Raw genomic sequence first — 18,440 nt, forward strand, 5'->3', positions numbered from 1 at the left:
AGGGACACCGCCATGAGTGCTACCCAGACTTCTGCCAGCGCCGCGGACGCCGGCGCGAACGCCTCCGAGGCGTTCCGGGCCGCCGCCGCCCGCCGCGCCGCCGCCGCCACCTCCCAGGAGCGAACCGATCGGCTTCTGCGCCGGACTCTCGAGGCGATCTACGACGTCATCCGAACCGAGGAGGTCAGCTACCCGGAGTTCCAGGCGGTGAAGCGATGGCTGATGCAGGTCGGCGAGGTCGGCGAGTGGCCACTGTTGCTCGACGTGTTCGTCGAGCACGAGATCGAGAAGGTCGCCGCCAAGACGCAGCGCGGTACGACCGGAACCATCGAGGGACCGTACTATCTGCCCGGCCAGTACCGCCTGCCGGCCGCGACGACGCTGCCGATGCGTCCAGACGAGAAGGGCGCCCGGCTGGTGTTCAGCGGCCAAGTGCGCGATCTCGACGGGACCGCGCTGGCCGGTGCCGAGCTCGACGTCTGGCAGGCCGATGCCGACGGCTACTACTCGGGATTCGCGCCGAACATCCCGCCCGGCAACCTGCGCGGGGTGGTCGTCACCGATGCCGACGGCCGGTTCGTTGTCACCACGATCAAGCCGGCGCCGTACCGGATCCCGACCGACGGACCGACCGGCGCGATGATCGCGGCGGCCGGCTGGCACCCTTGGCGACCCGCCCACCTGCACCTGATGGTGCGCGCCGAAGGGCACCGCCAGGTCACCACCCAGCTGTACTTCGACGGTGGCGACTGGCTCGACTCCGATGTCGCCTCGGCGACCAAGGACGACCTCGTGCTCGCGCTGCGACGGCAGGACGACGGCAGCTACGCCGCGAGCTACGACTTCGAGCTCGAACCTGTCGCGAAGCCCTGATCGTCCGCCCGGAAAGGACCCGTCGTGACCGACGACCTGCGCATAGACCGCGTCGAGACCGTGCTCGTCGACGTACCGCTGAGGCGCCCGCACCGCTTCGCCAGGGCGGTGATGGACGCGCAGCCGGTGCTCTACGTGTTCGTCCGCACCGCCGGTGGCATCACCGGTGTCGGCGAGGGCGTCGTCCCGGCGGGTCCCTGGTGGGGCGGGGAATCGGTGGAGACCATGCAGCTGGTCGTCGAGCGGTACATGGCGCCGGTGCTGCTGGGCCGCAGGGTCGACGACCTCCACCGCGTGATGAGGGACGTCGGCGACGTGATCGCGGCCAACCTGTTCGCCAAGGCGGCGGTCGAGGTCGCCATGCACGACGCGTGGGCGCGCTGCCTCGGCGTACCGGTACACACGTTGCTCGGCGGGCCGGCGCGGACGTCGATCCCGGTCACCTGGGCGCTCGGCACCGAGCCCGCCCAGGTCGTCGTCGAAGAGGCGCTCGGCAAACTCGACGCTGGCTTGCACCACACCTTCAAGCTCAAGATGGGCGCGCAGGACCCGGCAGCCGACGTCGCGCGGATCCGCACCGTCGCCGAGAAGCTGGCGGGGGTCGCCGGGGTCCGCGTCGACCTGAACGCCCGTTGGGACCGGCTGACCTCGCTCATCCACCTGCCGAGGCTCGCCGAGGCGGGAGTCGAGATGGTCGAGCAGCCGGTGCCCGGCGCGGAGATCGAGGCACTCGCCGAGATCAGCGCCGCACTGCCGATCCCGGTGATGGCCGACGAGAGCCTGCGCACCCCGTCGGACGCCGTTCGGCTCGCCCGGCTGCGCGCCGCCGACATCTTCGCGGTCAAGACGACCAAGTGCGGCGGCCTGCGCGCGAGCCTCGACATCGCCGCCATCGGCGCGGCCGCGGGTCTCCCGACGTACGCCGCCACCTCGATCGAGTCACCGGTGGGCACCGCCGCCTCACTGCACTTCGCCTGCGCCGCCCCGGGAGCCACCTGGGGCAGCGAGCTGTTCGGACCACTGCTGATGGCGGAGGAGATGCTCACGACGCCGCTGCACTACGCCGGCGGGCACCTGCACCTGCCCAGCGGCCCGGGCCTCGGCGTCGAGCTCGACCCCGACAAGCTGCGCGCGTTCCGAAGGGACTGATCGATGCTGTTCCACGTCACCATGGACGTCGACCTGCCGCCCGACCTCGACCCGGCCACCCGGACGGAGACCCTCGGGCGCGAGAAGGCGTACTGCCAGGACCTTCAGCGACGGGGCAAGTGGGTGCACATCTGGCGGGTCGTCGGCCAGTACGCGAACGTGAGCGTCTTCGAGGTGGACTCCCCCGACGAGCTCCACGAGATCCTCTGGAACCTTCCGCTGTTCCCGTTCATGACCGTGCGGGTGACGCCGCTGTGTCCACATCCCTCGGCGCTGTGAACGCGCTCGCCGCGACGGTCGACGGGCCCCTCGACGCGCCGACGCTGGTTCTCGGTCCGTCGCTCGGCACCGACACCGGCCTGTTCGACGTACAGGTCGCCTCCTTGGCCGCGAGCTACCGGGTCGTCCGCTTCGATCTCCCAGGTCATGGCCGCTCCCCCACCTGGGACGAGCCGTTCCTCGTCGAGGATCTCGCCACCGCGGTACTGCGCAGGCTGGACCGGATCGGCGTCGACCGCTTTCACTACGCGGGTGTCTCGCTCGGCGGCGCCATCGGGCAGCAACTCGCCGTCGTCAGCGACAGACTCGCATCCCTGACCCTGATGGCCACCGCGAGCCGGTTCCCGGACCCCGACGCGTGGCCCGCGCGCGCCGAACTCGTCCTGGCCTCCGGTACGGAGGCGTTGGTCCCGTCGCGCTACGGAACCTGGTTCACTCAGCGGTACGCCGCCGCCAACCCGGCCGAAACCGAACGCCTGATCGCCATGCTCCGCTCGACCTCGCCCGTCGCCTATGCGGCCTGCTGTGAGGCCATCGCCGCCTTCGACCTGCGTCACCGGCTCGGCACGATCACCGTCCCCACGCTGGTGATCGCCGGCCAGGACGACCCCGCCACCCCACCCGACGTCGTCCGTGAGCTCGCGAACGCCATTCCAGGAGCGGCACTCGTCACCACCGCCGGTGCTCACCTGGTCAACATCGAAGCCGCCGACATGGTCGCCCGGTCGCTTGCCGCGCAGCTGGCAGGTCATGGGGGCAACAGCGGCTTGTAGGCGGCTCAGTCACTGCAGCAGGCGGTAGTCGTCGATCCAGGCGTAGTTCGGCGCGGCCATCGCGTCGTCCCGCGGCCGCACTGTGAGGGGTGCGAACACGCTGTTCAGCAGCCAGGGGGTCTTGGTCGCGCTCCAGTTCGCCGTCATCGACGGGATCTGGCGGAAGCCGTACGTCGCGACGGCCAGCCTGCCCGTGCCGCGGAAGCGGGCCATCTCGTCACGCAACAGGTGCTTCTTGGATTCGAACCACGGGCTCTGGGAGAGCAGATCGTTCCACTGGTGTGCGGGGAACGGGTGCTCGATCGCGTCGCCGATGACCTGCCACATCTGAACGTCCGGCGAGTAGCCGTAACGTCGCGCGAAAGCCGCCGGGATCCGATCTGTCATGTGCTGTTGCCAGTGCCAGACCAGGGAGAATTCCGTCACCAGGAAGGTCTGATCGGGCCGCAGGCGCGGCAGGGTGTAGTCGAGGAAGTCCTGGATCCTGGCTTGGTCGCGAACGTGCGGATGAAGGTCGACTCCCTCCAGTTCGGGGGTTTCGCGGGCGAACGCAAGGTAGCGCTCGACAGCGGGAGTGCGGTTCGCCGGCAGATCCAGCCGGTTCAGCGCGCCCAGATACAGATGAGTGGAGCACGGGTCGGCGCAGAGGCCGGCCCGGGCCGCGATCACGTGGCGCGCGACGGTCTCGTAGAAGTCGTTGAGCCGGTGGTCGCGTTGGCTCGGCATGCTTTCGATGAACGGCTCGTTGCCGATGGTGACGATGTCGACCGTCCCGAGTACGACCGGCAGTACGCGGTCCAGTCGCCGCAGTTCCGCGGCCATCTCCGCACTGCCCGGTCGCGGGAAGGGCACGGTGGTCTTGGGGAACTGCAAACTCAGAACGGTCCGGAGACCCCGGTCGTGTGCCGCGCGGATCGCCCGGAGGCCGGCGCTCTCGGCAGGCGGGACCCGGTCGGCCTCGGTCACGGCGTAGAAGCCGCGCACCCAGGTCGAGCGGGACGCCTGCAGCTCGCGATAGTTCAGCTGGTCCAGGTTCTCGTTGTAGTTGGCACCGAGCGCGCCCAGCGCGGGCAGCGGCTGGACCCGGAACTCGCTGGTGACGGGTTGCACAGCGGGAGCTTCAGGCTCGCGGCCGGACCCGGCAGCGGCGCCGGGAAGGCAGAACCCGGAGATCAGGACCAGGGCACCGGCGAGCGGAAGGACCCGGGTGGTGAGGCGCGGACGTGGCATGGTTCAGCTCCGATTCCGTTGACGACATCCAGGTCTGCACTCCTGCGGGCTGGTCAGTCGGCGATCGTCCGGCCGTGGTTTCGCCGTTGCACGTAGAGGCGGTTGCTCGCGGGCCCCGTCCACTCCAGGCGCACGACGCCTGCCACCGCGGCATCGTCGATCCGTGCCGGATCGGCCCAGTAGCCGAAGTTCGGGTTGCGGAAGAACGTGGCCCACAACTGACCGCTGACGTCCTCGAAGATGTTGTTGTGGCCGGCGCCGACTCCTGCCGTCCACCGCTTCGAGTACGGGCCTTCGAAGTGGTCGGACACCGCCAGCACGGCGTCGTACTGGTACTGGACCCGGCCCGGCCCGGCCGGATCGTAGGCGTGACGCGTGGTGCCGTCCGGATTGGTCGACGTCCGGTTCCACGCGGCGTGCAAGAGGTAGTACTTGCCGCCGTACTTGAACACATAGGCGCCCTCCAGATAGGGCTCGGGTGCGTACGGCCTCTGCTGGTACGCCGGCAGGCCGGTCGTCGGCACGATGTCTTCCATGTCGGCAGCGAACTTGGCGTACAGGTGGTTGTGCAGCACCAGCCACGCGTCGTCGCCCTCGCTGTAGAAGCTGCCGTCGATGTGGTGGTAGGCGCCGGGCTCGATGAACCGCGGCCCTCCGATGAAGGAGTCTCCGAACGGCTTGCCGACGTTGCCTTCGGCGAGGCGGTACGGCCCCTCGACCCCGCCCTCGCTGATCAGCAGGAAGGATCCGACCTTGCGGGAGTGGTCCCCCATGCAGGCGACGATGTACCAGGTGCCACGGAAGTAGTGCAGCTCCGGGGCCCAGACCTCACCGCGCTTGCCGAACTGCTCGTCGTACCAGAACTCCTGCCACGCCGCGACAACCGTGCGCCCGGGCCGGTTCTCGTCGACGAACTCGGGCGACCAGACCTTGCCCTTCTCGGCGCCGGGCCGGACTCCGGAGGTGTCGGCCAGCCGCCACGGCCCGCGCAACGAGGGCGAGACCCAGACGAAGATGCCGTCGTTCCACGGCGCGGCCGCGGTGAGTCCGGGGACGCGGGTGGTGCCGGTCGCGACGTACAGTGGGCGGCCGTCGACGACGAAGCAGTTCACGTAGGTGTCGCGAATCCACACCCGGCCGAGCTCTTCGTCGCGGGGCCGGAGCTCGAGCGGCAGCACGAACGAGTTGTCGTCTCTGGGCCACAGGTCGGGTCGGGTATCGGCCAGGCCGTACGGCGCGGGCTCGGGCCAGGGCGCCGGGTAGCGCCCGCTCCCCTCCACAGACCCGGGCCCGGCGGCAGGAGCGCTGTACGCCGTACCCGAAGGCAGCGCGGCCGCTCCGGCCAAACCGGCCAGACCGGTCAGAACCGACCGCCGATCGACGGGAAAGCCGCTCTCAGAACTGCTCATGGGCCAGATCCTCCTTGTCGTGACACCACAGGTGCACGTCGTCGTGGCATGCACCGGTCATTGCTTGCCGCCCTGGTAACTGGCCTCGTCGAGACCGCTCAAGGTCGGGTCGTAGGCGACGTCGCCGACGTCGTACATCGAGGTCATCCAGTGGTAGAAGTTGTCGCCCCGGTCCCGCAGTACGGCGTACAACCGCCGCATCAGCCGGCCGCGGGTCTCGGCCATCTCGGGCAGCGGGTAGATGTTCAGCAGTTCGTCGGGATCGCTCGACAGGTCGTACAGCTCGTTCACCGAGTCGGGGTTGACGACCAGCTTGAACCGGTCGGTGCGCAACATCCGTTGCGGATAAGGGAAATGGTGCCCGTGGAACTCGCAGACGATGTCGTCGTCCCACTCCGCCTCGCCTCCGGTGACCAGCGGCAGCAGACTGCGTGAGTCGATCGCCGGCTTGGGGTCGATGCCGGCCAGTTCGAGAATCGTCGCGGTGCAATCGAGCAGGCTGACGAACTCCGACCGGACCACCCCCGCGGGCGCGCCGGGGACCCGGAGCAGGCCTGGCGTCCGGTAGATGTCCTCGTACATCGCCGGCCCTTTGTCGTGCAGCCGATGAGAGCCGGTGAACTCGCCGTGGTCACAGGTGAAGAAGACGGCCGTGTCGTCGACCAGACCGAGTCGCCGCATCGCGTCCATCACGCGCCCGATCTGCCGGTCGATGAGCGCCACGTAGCCCCAGTAGGCGGCGATCAGCTTGCGGCTCGACTCGATCGGCATGGTGTCGAACGTCCAGTGCGCGCTGTAGTTGCGCTGCACCGGCGGCTTGCCCTCGAAGGTCTCCGCGATCGACCGTGGCAGCTCGACGTCCGCGGGATCGAACAGGTCGAAGTACTCGTCCGGCAGGATGTAGGGCAGGTGCGGGCCGAAGAAGTGCAGCGCGAGGAAAAACGGCCGGCCGTCGTCGCGCCGGTCCGCGGCGTACTGTTCGAGCATGTCGATGGCCCTGGTCGCCAGGTAGTGCTCGAACGTCGCTTCGACCGGTTGGTGCAGCCGGGCGGCGAGCAGGTTGCCCGGTCCCCCGTTCGGCAGCGTGCCGCGGATGTGGTCGCTGATCCGGTACGGCGGGAGGTCGTGCTCGGCCAGGTAGGTCAGGTAGTCCGGGTGGTCGACCGGATTGTGCCAGCCGGGCAGGTGCGGACCGTCGAAACCGAAGTCGGCGGCCGTGCGGTGGGTCCCCACGTGCCACTTGCCGATCAGCCCACAGTTGTACCCCTTCTCGCGCAGCGCGGCGGAGAACGTGAACTGACCGTCGGCCAGGTCTTCGATGTAGCCGACGTTGCGTTCGTGGTTGGCCAGGAGCTTGTGCCGGAACGGGGCCTGACCGGTCAGCAGGCTCGCCCGGGCCGGCGTGCAGATCGCGGTCGGCGTGTACCAGCGATCGAACCTCGTGCCGGTGCGGGCCAGTTCGTCGAGCACCGGCGTGGCCGCCAGCTTGTTGCCGTAGGCACCGAGAGTGTCGGTCCGGTGCTGGTCGGTCATCAGGAACAGGATGTTGGTGGGCTCGGTCACTGGGCGGCCCCCGTGAACAGCTCGCCGGTGTAGTAGGTCTTCGGATCCACCGGCTGCTTCAGCTTCCCGGCCTGGACGAAGTAGTTGTTCATGCCGCTCAGCCACTTCACGATCGTGCCGTCCTTGGTCATCGTGTCGAGCTGGTCGACGTCGAGGATCTTGACGTTCGCGGCGTCAGCCTTGACCTGGTCCGGGCTGACGCCGAGCATCTCGGCGGTCAGCTCGATCGTCTTGTCCGGGTTGTCGGAGCGGAACCGCATCGCCTCGCGCAGCACCGCGAGCACCTTCTTGGTCTTGTCCGGCTCCTTGGCGACGACGTCGTTGCCGGCCACGAACGCGGTCGGGAACGAGACCTGCGCCTCGAAGTCGGAGTTCTTCGCCAGCTCCGTGAGCTCCGGCACCTGCTTCTTGATGGTGGCGATCGCGGGGTACCAGAAACCGGCGGCGTCGATCTTCTTCGACGCGAACGCCGACACGATCGTGGAGGCGTCCATCGACACCACCTTGACGTCGGCCTTGGTCATCCCGGCCTTCTGCAGCGCGAGGGTGAGGATCATGTCCCCCGACGTGCCCTCCGGAACTCCGACGGTCTTGCCCTTCAACTGCTCCATCGAGGTGACGCCGGGCTGGGCGATCACCCGGTCGGCGTTGCCGAGGGTGTTCACGGCCACGACCTTGGCCTGCCCGGTCGCGGGCAACCACATCGCGCCCGGCCCGATGTAGCCGAAGTCCAGGTCGCCGGTGCCGAGCGCCTGGATCTGCAACGGCCCGTTGGTGAAGACCTTGGCCTTCGCCTCCAGGCCGTGTTTGTCCCACAACTTCTGGTCGTCGGCAACGGCGATCAGGCTGGTGCCGTTGAAGTCGCCGATGTACCCGAAGTTCACGTCCTCGGTGCCGCCGGCCGCGGAGCCGTCGTCGCCGCAGGCGACGACCGTGGTGGTCAGCAGGATGCCCGCGACAGCGGCGAACAGTCGCCGGCGGGTCGGTGAGATAGCCATCGTGATCCTTGTGGTCAGGCCGTCGGTGACGGCGACGAAGTGGCGGCGGTCGGGCCGTCCTGGTGGTAGACCGAGCGCCAGACCCGGTTGCGCAGCGCGGCGAACCGCGGACTCAGCCGGAACTCCTCCGACCTCGGGTAGGGCTGGTCGATCTCGACGACGTCGTAGACGCGTCCGGGTCCGGCGGCCATCACGATCACCCGGTTGGCCAGGAACACCGCCTCGTCCACGTCGTGGGTGATGAACAAGACGGTGCGGCGTTCCTTGCTCCAGGTGTCCAGCAGCTGTTCCTGGAGCTTGACCCGGGTGAGCGCGTCGAGCGCGCCGAACGGCTCGTCCATCAACAGGATCGACGGGTCGACGGCGTAGGCGCGGGCGATCGCACAGCGCTGCCGCATGCCGCCGGACAGCATCTTCGGCAGTGCGTCGGCGAACTGCTCCAGTCCCACCATGGCGATGAAGTACTGCGCGCGCTCTCGCCGCTCGGCCCGGGGCACCCCCGCGGTGCGCAGGCCGAACTCGACGTTCTGGCGCACCGTCAGCCAGGGAAACAACGCGTACTGCTGGAAGATCACCCCCCGCTCGGGTGACGGCCCGGACACCGGTACGGAGTCGACCAGGGCCTGGCCGTGCGTCGGCTCCTCCAGCCCCGCGAGAATGTTCATCAGCGTGCTCTTGCCACAGCCCGACGGACCGACGACGGTGACGAACTCGTTGTCGCCGATGTCGAGCGACACGTTGCCGAGCGCGGTGAAGGTTTCCTTGCCGAGCGCGAAGGTCTTCGTGACATCGCGGACCGAGATCTTGGCGGTGGTCGTCATCGGCGCTCCTGCCATCCGGTGAGCCTGCGTTCGGCCGTCAGCAGCAGCCGGTCCATGACCAGCCCGAGCACGCCGATCGAGATCAGGCCGACGAAGATGGTCGGAAGGTCGTAGTACAGCTGGGCGTTCTGCATGCGATATCCCAGGCCCTGCTGGGCCGCGATCAACTCGGCGGCGACCAGCGTGGCCCAGGCCGAGCCCAGGCCGACCCGCATCCCGACCAGGATGAACGGGGTCGAGGCGGGCACCACCACCCGCCGGAAGATCGTCAGGTCACCGGCGCCGAGCACCCGCGCGGCGTTGATCAGCGTCCGGTCGACGTTCACCACGCCCTGGAAGGTCGAGATCACGCAGGCCAGGAACGCGGCCAGAAAGATCACGAAGATCTTGGGTGCCTCGCCGATGCCCATCAGCACGATCGCGAGCGGGATGATCGCCAGCGGTGGAATCGTGCGGAAGAACTGGATCCACGGTTCCACCAGGCCGCGCACCGCGGCGTACCAGCCCATCAGGAAGCCGATCGGCACAGCGGCGGCGGTGCCCAGGGCGAAGCCGGTGACCACGCGGATCAGGCTGGCGACGACGTCCTCGCCGAGTGTGCCGTTGCGGATCAGCGTTGTTGCCTGACCGACGACCTCCGGCGGCGTCGGCAGCTTCAGCCCCGAGGCGGCAAGGATCCACCAGACTGCGATGCCGAGCAGGACGGAGGCCACGTTGAGGCCGGCGATCGGGATCCGGCGCCGCCGGGTGCCGCGAACGGCGGTCGAGGTCGCCGGTGGGCCGTCCGGCGGCCGGGCCGGCGGCTCCGGTGTGGTGCGGGTTCTACTGAGCACGGCCATCAGCCGTTCCTCCAGGGGTGAGGCGGCGTGGATCGGCCGCGTCGGCTTCGGGGTAGCCCGCCAGCAGCGGGCTGTTGTGGAACACAGCGGCCAGCGCGCCGACCGCGCCGGCGTCCTCGGCCAGTCCGGCAGCCCGGACCGGCGGTCCCGCGACGCCGCTGGGGAACAGTTGGCCGGCGATCGTGACAGCGGCTTGCCGCACGATGACCGGCGCGATCGTGGTGATCTCGCCACCGATCACGATTCTCGCCGGGTTCAACGTCATGGCCGACGACCCCAGCACGGCACCGACCGCGGTGGCGGCGTCCCGCAGTACCGCATCGACGACCGGATGCGGACGGCGAACGGCCGACCGCAGATCATCAAGGCTGTGCAGCGCTGCACCGCCGGCCCGGCAGGCGGCAAGAACGGCCGGAACGGAGGCAACTGTCTCCAGGCAGCCGTGCTTGCCGCAGCGGCACTGCCGGCCGGCTGGTCGCACCGTCACATGACCGAACTCGCCGGCCAGACCGTTCGACCCGGTGACCAGTCGGCCACCGACGACCAGCCCGCCGCCGACTCCGTCGCCCAGGCGCAGATACAGAAGGTCTTCGGTTGCCTGGTCGCCGCTGATCGCCTCGGCCAGCGCCGCAAGCCTGGTGTTGTTGTCGACGATCGCCGCAGCGCCGAACCTGTGGACGAAGGCGGCGTCGACGCCGACGGCTTCCGGATGTCCCAAGGAGCCGACGGCCGGCCGCGGTCCAGCCGTCGGAGGAGTCGGATACGGCCCCGGAACGCCGATCCCGATGCCTTGCAGAGCGCCGAAGTGGACGCGAGCCGCGCCGCTCAGCTGATCGATCAGCGTGAAGGCCGTCTCGATCCGGGCGGACCAGGGCAGGTCGTTGTCGTAGGGCGTGGAGCCCGACAGCAAGATCTCGTGCGAGGCGTCGGCCACCACGACGTGGACCCGCCGGTGGCCGAAGTCGACCCCCATGTACTGAGCCGAGCCCGGGTCGAGGGCCAGTCGCTCTGCCGGCCGCCCGCTGCCCACGCGACGGCCCGCATCGGTGTCGACGACAACGATCGCGCCGCGGTGCAGAAGGCTGCCGGTGATCTCCGACAGCGTCGACCGCGACAGACCGACAACGTCGGCGATCTCGCCTCTGCGCATCGCGCCGCCCTCCCGCAGAGCGCGCAGTACGCGCTCTTCATGGGTTCGCCGGACGAGGGCGTGCACTCCGGATGGGGTCGGCATGACCGCACTGTAGGGACGGCCGAATATTTTCGACAAGAGTCCGGACAAATGAACCGCAGATTAATTTCGAACTCTTGACAGAAACTGGCCCGACCGCCGAAGGTCGCCTTGTGACCAAGGAAACCACCGGCCCGTTGCGCCTGCTGAGGGAGACCCACGAGGAGCGGGTCCTGGCCGCACTGCGCACTCAGGGCGCGATGACCCGCGCCCAGCTCGCCGAACGGACCGGACTGTCCAGGGCCACGCTGTCCTCGATCGTGCAGGACCTGCTGGCCACTGACGCGGTCACCGAGACAGCGGTCGACGGCGCGGCCCGGGGTCGCGGCCGGCCGGTGACGTTGCTGACGTTGAACGCGGCCGGCGGTCTGGCCCTCGGCATGGACCTCGGACACCGCAGGATCCAGGTTACCGTGGCGAACGTCGCGCACGAGATCGTCGGCTCGGCCGGCATCGCCTGTTCCGAGCGCACGCCGTGGGCGCGGCGGCTGGAGCTGGCCCTCGAGCTGGTCGACTCCCTGGCCACAGCTCACCACCTCTCATTGGCAGCACTGGCCGGCATCGGGGTCGGAGTCGTCGGCCCGGTGTCGGAGACCGGCGGTCACCGCCAGCCGAGCCGGGCCGCCCGGATCGGGTTGGTCAGGGACGGTCTCACCGACCGCTTCGGCCTGCCCGTGTACGTCGACAACAACACCCGGCTGGCCGCGCTCGCCGAAGCGATCTGGGGTGCCGGCGCGGGTTTGCAGAACGTCCTGTACCTGCGCCTTTCGTACGGCGTGGGTGGCGGTCTCGTGCTCGGTGGTCATCTGTTCTCCGGCGCCGGTGGCGCGGCCGGCGAACTGGGGCACGTGAGCGTGGACCGCGACGGTCCGCGCTGCCGATGCGGTGGCCACGGCTGCCTCGAGCGCTACGTGTCCTTGGCGGCGGTGCTCGAGCAGTGCGGGGTCCGCCGGTTCGACGAGGTGCTGCGCCGCTTGTCCGACGGTGACGAGTCCGTTCGCCGGATCATCGCGACGGCCGGCACCAGGATCGGTGCGGTGCTGGCCGCGGCCTGCAACACGGTGAACCCGGAGACCGTGGTGATCGGCGGCGAGTTGGCTGCCGCCGGCAACAATCTGCTCGAGCCGATCCGCGCCGCGGTTCACCAGTACGCCCACAGCCAGGTACGACAGGGTCTTCAGATCGCACCCGCCACTCTGGGCAACGACGACGCGGCCCGCGGCGGTATCGCCCTGGTGCTGCGTCGCTCTGCCCTGCTCGCCGGCTACCCGGCGAGCGCTTCTGGGCTCCCACCCGGAGTCCAGCTCCATGACATCGGTTGAGGAGGCACCTCGCCATGAGCACGACCACCACCCCACGTCCGAGCCGACGCCAGATCCTTCGGACCGCCGGCGGGCTCGCCCTCGGGCTGCCGCTGCTCGGTGCCTGCACCGGTAGCGGTGAGACGGCCGAGAACGCCGGCGCCGACCCGGCCGACTCCGGTGCCGGTCCGGTCACCGTCAACTGGTGGGACCACTTCCGCCCGTTGACCGAACTGTTCGAGAAGAAGTTGTTCGTCGAGTACCACGAGCAGCACCGCAACGTCACCGTGCAACGCCGGCAGCTCGACCCGGCGGACCTGAGCCAGGCCCTGCAACTGGCGCGACGCAGCAACCAGTTGCCGGACGTGCACTCGACCGCGGGTCTGGGCAGCAGCGCCGCGGCCCTGGTGACGAACGGCTGGTTCCAGCCGATCGGTGACTTCGTCGACTTCGACAGCACGCCGATGAAGGACTACCTGTACGACGGGATCCACCGCTTCGACGGGAAGGTCTACACGTTCCCCGTCTTCAGCGGCCAGTGGCACGACTCGACCACCTGGGCCAACACGGCGCTGCTGAAGCAGGCCGGCGTGGATCCGGACCAGTCGCCGCCCACCTGGGACGCGTACCGGGCCGCGGTGCGCACGATCGACCAGAAGACTCCGGACGCGGTGCACGGTCTGTTGCTGCCGATGAAGGACACCGACTACCTCGCGGGCAAGCTGATCACGCTCGCCCAGCTGGCCGGCGCTCCAGGCGTCACGGACTGGCGGACGGGCGAGAACCTGATCGCCACCGAGCCGTTCTTCCAGGCGATGGAGTTCCTGCTGTCGCTCCACCGCGACAACGTGCTCCATCCAGCCTCGTCGTCCCTCGGGCCGCGCGACGCCAGAGCCCGCTGGGCCGCCGGCGAAGCCGCGTTGTTCCCCTGGGGGCCTTGGTTCATCGGCGGGCTGAAGGTCGAGGAGTCACCCGCGGTGGAGCGCGGCATCAGTGCCTGGCGGGTCCCGTCCCCGAACGCCCAGCGGGGCACGATCTACGTCAATCCCGCACCTGGTTCGTTCTGGGTGTCCGACCAGGCGAAGAACCCGAAGATCGCCGCCGACCTCCTGAGCACGATGACCACCGCGCAGTTCGCGGCCCAGCTGGCGACCCGGATGGACCAGCCACCGATCCTGATCGACTCGGTGGACAAGGCGGACGTGCATCCGGCGTATCGCAGGAACGTCGAGTACTTCCGGCAGGACGTCCGGGTCGCGCCGGTGCCGGAGGTCCGCAATGCCGGCGTCGCGAAGGCGCTGGCCGAGATGCGCGACGTCCACCCCAGCCCTGGGGAGATCGTCCAGGCCGTGCTGACCGGTTCGACCACGGACTACAGGTCCGCGCTGCGCCAGTACTCCGGCAAGGCCGAGGCCGAGCGGAAGCGAGCCATCGAGGTCGCCCGGAAGAAGGGCGCCGAGGTCGGCGAGGCGGACTGGGTGTTCGGCAACTGGGAGCCGGGCAAGGACTACACCCAGGCCCACTACAAGTGACCGCAACGACGACGGCGCCCGTACGCCGTCCGCCGGGCGCGCGCCCGAGACCACGCCGTACGGTCTGGCGCCGGGTGCGCGACGACTGGTGGATCTACCTGTTCCTGCTGCCGACGATCGTGGGCTACGGCCTGTACACCGTCTATCCGTTGGCGGCCAGCTGGTGGTACGCGTTCCTGGACTGGCCGGGCTTCGCCGACCGGGGCACCTTCGTCGGGATCGCCAACTTCCAGCTGTTGTGGGCCGACGACCTGTTCTGGAACTCGTTCGTCAACTCGCTGGTGTTCCTGGTGATCGCCGTGCCGTTGCGGGTCGGCCTCGCACTGCTGCTGGCGATCGTGCTCAACCGGCGTACGACCCCCTTGCGGGGACTGTTCCGTACGCTGCTCTTCCTGCCCGTGGTGACCACCGGCGCGATCGTCGGCGTGGTGTTCACGCTGATCCTGGACGCCGGCGGACCAGTCAACCTCGCGCTGGTGAAATCGGCCCTGGTGGACAGCCCGGTCGACTTCCTCGGCTCCTCGGGTCTGTCGCTCTACAGCGTGATCGGGGTCTGGGTGTGGAAGTGGCTCGGCATCACGTTGATCTACTGGCTGGCCGCGCTCCAGACGATCCCGGGCGAGCTGTACGAAGCGGCCCGGATGGACGGCGCCGGGGCGTGGAAAGAGTTCCGGCACGTCACCCTGCCGCTGCTGCTGCCCTTCCTGGTCGTCATCACGCTGATCGACATGGTCGGCGCGCTGAACGTCTTCGACCTGGTGATCACGCTGACCGGCGGCGGTCCCGCGTTCTCCTCGGAGGTGGTCGAGGTCTACATCTACCGGACCGCTTTCGGGGCCACCGTGCCTCAACTGGGCTACGCGTCGGCGGCCGCCGTGCTGTTCGGTCTGCTCACCATGGTGCTCGCCGTCGGTCAGGCGGCCGGGATCCGCGCCGCCCGGAAGGCGATGTCATGACCACGACCAGGAGTTCCCGCTGGCTGGTGGGCACGGGCCTCGCGCTGCTGTGCGCGCTGTGGATCTATCCGTTCCTGTGGCTGGTGTCGGCATCGCTCAAGACCGGTCCGGAGATCTTCGGCAAGGGTCTCGATCTGTTGCCGCAGGCACCTGTCTGGGAGAACTACAGCCGGGCCTGGTCCGAGGTGGGATTCTCCTCGTACATGCTGAACACGGTGCTGATCACGCTGGGCACGGTCGCGCTGGTGATCGTCCGCAGTGCGCTGGCCGGCTACGTGCTGGGCCGGTACGACTTCGTCGGCAAGAAGGTGCTGATCGCGGTCTTCCTGGTCACGTTCTTCCTGCCCGAGGGGTACACGATCATCCCGATCACCCAGCTGACCGACCAGCTCGGTCTGCTGAACTCCCACCTGGGCGTCATCCTCGGTCTGGGCGCCGGCGGTCACGCGGCGGCCACCCTGCTGTACGCCGGCTTCTTCCGCACCATTCCCAAGGACCTGGAGGAGTCCGCCCGGATGGACGGTGCCGGCCCACTGACGATCTTCTTCCGGATCATGCTGCCGCTGGCCAGGCCGATCACCGTGAGCGTGTTCATCCTGCAGTTCCTGGCCGCCTGGAACGCCTATCTGCTGCCGTTGGTGTTCACCCTCAGCCATCCCGAACTGCGCACGCTCGCGGTCGGGATGTCCGCGTTCGTCGGCGAGAACGACACCGACTGGTCCGGGATGGCTGCCGCCGCGGTGCTGTCGCTGGCGCCGGTGGTGGCGGTGTTCGTCGTTCTGCAGCGGCAGTTCGTGGAGAGTCTGGCCGGCGCCGTGAAGCAATGATCCGTCCCCGAGTAGAGCCGCGACGCCTGCCCGACGGGCGTGCGGCCGTGAGCACAGAAACGAGGCCGTAGTGACCGACGCCGGACCCAGCGCTGCCCGCGCCACCATCGACATCCGCCGCGACCGGCGCAGTGCCATCGATCCGTTCGTCTACGGCCACTTCCTGGAGTCGGCCTTCTTCGCCAACATCGACGGCGGCGTGTTCGACGAAGGATCGCCGTTGTCCCTCGACGGCCCGGGAGCCCGCAACGGACTGCGCCGCGACGTCATCGAGCTGTGTCGTGAACTGGGCCTGCCGGTGGTTCGCTGGCCGGGCGGCAACTTCACCTCGCCGTACCACTGGGAGGACGGGATCGGACCGCGCGACAGCCGCCCCCGCAGGCTCGAGCTGGCCTGGGGTGAGGAGGAGAGCAACCGGTTCGGCACCGACGAGTTCCTCGCCTGGTGTGCCGAGGTCGGCACCGAACCGTATCTGGCGCACAGCTGCCGGAACGTGGACGACGCCGTCCGCTGGGTCGAGTACACCAACTACGCCGGCGACACGGCGTACACCCGGCAGCGCGCGGCCAACGGGCACCCGGCGCCGTACGGCGTGCGGTACTGGGGCCTCGGCAACGAGGTGTACGGCCGCTGGCAGATGGGTCACCGGACCGCCGCCGAGTACGCCGCCGACGCCCGTGAGCACGCGCGGTTCATGCGAGCTGTGGACCCCTCGCTGAGGTTCGTCGCGGTGGGACTCGGCCACGACCGCCAGGGGTGGACCGAGGCCGTCCTGGCACAGGTGGGCGACCTGGTCGACTATGTGTCGTTCCACCTGTACGGTGCGACCACCCAGCTGATCGACGGCCCCGCAGACTACGACGCGACAGTTGCCCAGTCGCAGTACTTCGAGCAGCAGATTCAGGACTATTCGGCCCTCGTCACCGACCTGGCCTCCCGAAGCGGTGCCGATCGCCCGCTCGGCCTCGCCCTTGACGAGTGGAACATCCGGCACGTCGAACCGAAGACCTGGCCCGAGCCGCAGCCCGCCGACGACGGCGGCGTCGCGGACCGCGAACTGCACGGCCTGGCTGTCGACGGGCCGCACCGGGTCAACCGGTGGAGTCCCAGAACGCTGGCCGACGCGCTGTTCTACGCCGGGGTGTTCCATGCCATTCACCGCGCCGGCGGTCTCGAAGTACCCGTCACGATGGCCAACACGGTCAACCTGCTGAACGCCAACGGCGTGGTGGTCGCGCGGCCGGGCGGCGCCGTACGGGCTGCCACGTTCCACGTCTGGGATCTGTACCAGAACCACCTCGGCCCGGTAGCGCTCGCGGCCAAGGTCCGGTCGCCGGGCCGGCTGGCGGCGGTCCGGCAAGGTGACGAACGCGACCACACCGGCGGCTTCCAGGTCCGTACCGCGACAGTGCCCGATCTGGACGTGTCCGCGACCGTGACCGCCGACGGCGGTTCGCTTCGGCTGGCTGTGATCAACCGCCACGCGACGTCGGCCGTTCGAGCCGGGCTGACCCTCGACGGCCGGCCGGGCAGCCTTCCGGCCCGGGCTGCGGTGAAAGACCTGGGAGCGGATGTCGACGACGTCCTGGCGTCGAACAGTCTCAGCCGGCCGGATCGGGTCGGCTTGCGGGACCGGGGTGTGATCGAGTTGCCCGAGGCGGCCTACGACTTCCCCGCGCACAGCATCACGCTGTTGGCGTTCGACCTGTGAAAGGGGTTGGCATGGCCGAGCATTCCTGCTGTGCTCCAGCTCGGGAGCCGTCCGCCATCTCCTCGGCGGCCGAGGTCGCCGTGTCGGACTCCGCCGGGAACGACTTGCCGCGGGTCCGGATCGACGCAGGCACTTTCCTGATGGGAACGGACGACCCGGACGGCTTCCCGGCCGACGGCGAGGGCCCGGTGCGGCCGGTCCGCCTGGACTCCTACTCGGTGGGGGTGACGGCGGTGACGAACGCACAGTTCGCCGCTTTCGTGGAGGACACCGAGTACGTCACCGAGGCCGAGCAATTCGGCTGGAGCTTCGTTTTCGCGGGATTCCTGCCGGCCGCGATCCGCAAGGTGAGCCACCGGCCGGAAGCGACTCCCTGGTGGTGCGGGGTGACCGGTGCCGACTGGCGGCGGCCGGAGGGCCCGGGATCGGACCTGGCCGGCCGGGACGATCACCCAGTGATCCACGTGTCGTGGGCGGACGCACTGAACTTCTGCCGGTGGGCGGGTGGCCGGCTTCCCACCGAAGCGGAGTGGGAACGTGCTGCCCGCGGCGGCGTCGAGCAACAGCGCTATCCCTGGGGCGACGAACTCACCCCCGGCGGTGAACACCGGTGCAACATCTGGCAGGGAACCTTCCCGACCAAAAACACCGCCGAGGACGGCTACCGCGGCACCGCGCCGGTGCGCAGCTACCCGCCGAACGGGTTCGGACTGTACGAAGTGGTCGGCAACGTCTGGGAGTGGACAGCCGACTACTGGTCCCCCGGCGGGAACCGGGTGATCCGGGGCGGGTCGTACCTGTGCCACGCGTCGTACTGCAACCGCTATCGCGTCGGGGCCCGGTCCTCCAGCGAAGCCTCGAGCTCAGCGGGGAACGTCGGCTTCCGCTGCGTGTGGTGAGCCTCGGACGCTTTCAGTACCGCTCGGTCCCGAAGTGTTAGGGTGGCCA

The 18,440-nt window shown here is 69.2% G+C and carries 17 protein-coding genes; 10 read left to right on the forward strand and 7 right to left on the reverse strand.

The genetic code is table 11. The features are described from left to right. Positions 1-12 precede the first annotated feature (12 nt). Genes ACQPXM_RS23820 through ACQPXM_RS23835 form a run of 4 tightly spaced genes read left to right on the forward strand, consistent with a single transcriptional unit; the run spans position 13 to position 3,074 of the window. Positions 13-873 (forward strand): dioxygenase, encoded by an 861-nt coding sequence (locus ACQPXM_RS23820; RefSeq protein WP_432936838.1) that lies wholly within the window; start codon positions 13-15, stop codon positions 871-873. Between the two features lie 24 nt (positions 874-897). Next, on the forward strand, positions 898-2,022 hold the full coding sequence (locus ACQPXM_RS23825) for a muconate/chloromuconate family cycloisomerase (protein WP_432936840.1): 1,125 nt from the start codon (positions 898-900) through the stop codon (positions 2,020-2,022). Positions 2,023-2,025: 3 nt separating this feature from the next. Then, positions 2,026-2,301 carry a muconolactone Delta-isomerase gene (gene catC / locus ACQPXM_RS23830; RefSeq protein ID WP_432936842.1) on the forward strand — a complete coding sequence of 92 codons (276 nt, stop codon included), beginning with the start codon at positions 2,026-2,028 and terminating at the stop codon, positions 2,299-2,301. Then, on the forward strand, positions 2,277-3,074 hold the full coding sequence (locus ACQPXM_RS23835; RefSeq protein WP_432936845.1) for an alpha/beta fold hydrolase: 798 nt from the start codon (positions 2,277-2,279) through the stop codon (positions 3,072-3,074). Before catC ends, ACQPXM_RS23835 begins: the two co-directional genes overlap by 25 nt. A gap of 9 nt (positions 3,075-3,083) precedes the next feature. Here ACQPXM_RS23835 and ACQPXM_RS23840 read toward each other — a convergent pair whose 3' ends face one another. From ACQPXM_RS23840 to ACQPXM_RS23870, 7 genes are read right to left on the reverse strand one after another with little or no spacing between them, the layout of a single operon-like run. After that, a complete protein-coding gene (locus ACQPXM_RS23840; RefSeq protein WP_432936847.1) occupies positions 3,084-4,304 on the reverse strand; it encodes a hypothetical protein in 1,221 nt (406 codons plus the stop codon). Positions 4,305-4,357: 53 nt separating this feature from the next. Further along, entirely contained in the window at positions 4,358-5,713 is a 1,356-nt protein-coding gene (locus tag ACQPXM_RS23845; protein ID WP_432936850.1) for a family 43 glycosylhydrolase, read from the reverse strand. Between the two features lie 57 nt (positions 5,714-5,770). Continuing rightward, positions 5,771-7,276, reverse strand: coding sequence for a sulfatase-like hydrolase/transferase (locus ACQPXM_RS23850; RefSeq protein ID WP_432936853.1), 1,506 nt, complete (start codon positions 7,274-7,276; stop codon positions 5,771-5,773). Next, positions 7,273-8,274 (reverse strand): aliphatic sulfonate ABC transporter substrate-binding protein, encoded by a 1,002-nt coding sequence (locus tag ACQPXM_RS23855; protein ID WP_432936856.1) that lies wholly within the window; start codon positions 8,272-8,274, stop codon positions 7,273-7,275. The genes ACQPXM_RS23850 and ACQPXM_RS23855 overlap by 4 nt, the downstream gene beginning before the upstream one ends. 14 nt (positions 8,275-8,288) lie before the next feature. Continuing rightward, a complete protein-coding gene (locus ACQPXM_RS23860) occupies positions 8,289-9,095 on the reverse strand; it encodes an ABC transporter ATP-binding protein (protein WP_432936858.1) in 807 nt (268 codons plus the stop codon). Further along, positions 9,092-9,934, reverse strand: a complete 843-nt coding sequence (locus ACQPXM_RS23865) for an ABC transporter permease (RefSeq protein ID WP_432936860.1) — start codon at positions 9,932-9,934, stop codon at positions 9,092-9,094. Before ACQPXM_RS23865 ends, ACQPXM_RS23860 begins: the two co-directional genes overlap by 4 nt. Continuing rightward, entirely contained in the window at positions 9,918-11,216 is a 1,299-nt protein-coding gene (locus ACQPXM_RS23870) for an ROK family transcriptional regulator (protein WP_432936862.1), read from the reverse strand. Before ACQPXM_RS23870 ends, ACQPXM_RS23865 begins: the two co-directional genes overlap by 17 nt. Positions 11,217-11,278: 62 nt before the next feature. Here ACQPXM_RS23870 and ACQPXM_RS23875 point away from each other — a divergent pair, with 62 nt between their 5' ends. The 6 genes from ACQPXM_RS23875 to ACQPXM_RS23900 all read left to right on the forward strand — a co-directional run bounded on the left by ACQPXM_RS23875 (position 11,279) and on the right by ACQPXM_RS23900 (position 18,391). Beyond that, positions 11,279-12,487: an ROK family transcriptional regulator gene (locus ACQPXM_RS23875; protein ID WP_432936864.1), complete on the forward strand. Its 1,209-nt coding sequence runs from the start codon at positions 11,279-11,281 to the stop codon at positions 12,485-12,487. A 14-nt stretch (positions 12,488-12,501) separates the two neighbouring features. After that, the gene (locus ACQPXM_RS23880; protein ID WP_432936866.1) at positions 12,502-13,998 is read left to right on the forward strand and encodes an ABC transporter substrate-binding protein; all 1,497 of its coding nucleotides are present in this window, start codon (positions 12,502-12,504) and stop codon (positions 13,996-13,998) included. A 74-nt stretch (positions 13,999-14,072) separates the two neighbouring features. Further along, complete coding sequence (locus ACQPXM_RS23885; protein WP_432936868.1) at positions 14,073-14,954, forward strand: carbohydrate ABC transporter permease; 882 nt, start codon at positions 14,073-14,075, stop codon at positions 14,952-14,954. Continuing rightward, a complete protein-coding gene (locus tag ACQPXM_RS23890) occupies positions 14,951-15,781 on the forward strand; it encodes a carbohydrate ABC transporter permease (protein ID WP_432936870.1) in 831 nt (276 codons plus the stop codon). Before ACQPXM_RS23885 ends, ACQPXM_RS23890 begins: the two co-directional genes overlap by 4 nt. Before the next feature lie 70 nt (positions 15,782-15,851). Beyond that, complete coding sequence (locus ACQPXM_RS23895; protein ID WP_432936873.1) at positions 15,852-17,492, forward strand: alpha-L-arabinofuranosidase C-terminal domain-containing protein; 1,641 nt, start codon at positions 15,852-15,854, stop codon at positions 17,490-17,492. An 11-nt stretch (positions 17,493-17,503) separates the two neighbouring features. Further along, on the forward strand, positions 17,504-18,391 hold the full coding sequence (locus ACQPXM_RS23900) for a formylglycine-generating enzyme family protein (RefSeq protein WP_432936876.1): 888 nt from the start codon (positions 17,504-17,506) through the stop codon (positions 18,389-18,391). The last annotated feature ends 49 nt before the right edge of the window (positions 18,392-18,440 follow it).

It is taken from the genome of Kribbella sp. CA-253562 (assembly GCF_050942265.1).
Lineage (GTDB): Bacteria > Actinomycetota > Actinomycetes > Propionibacteriales > Kribbellaceae > Kribbella.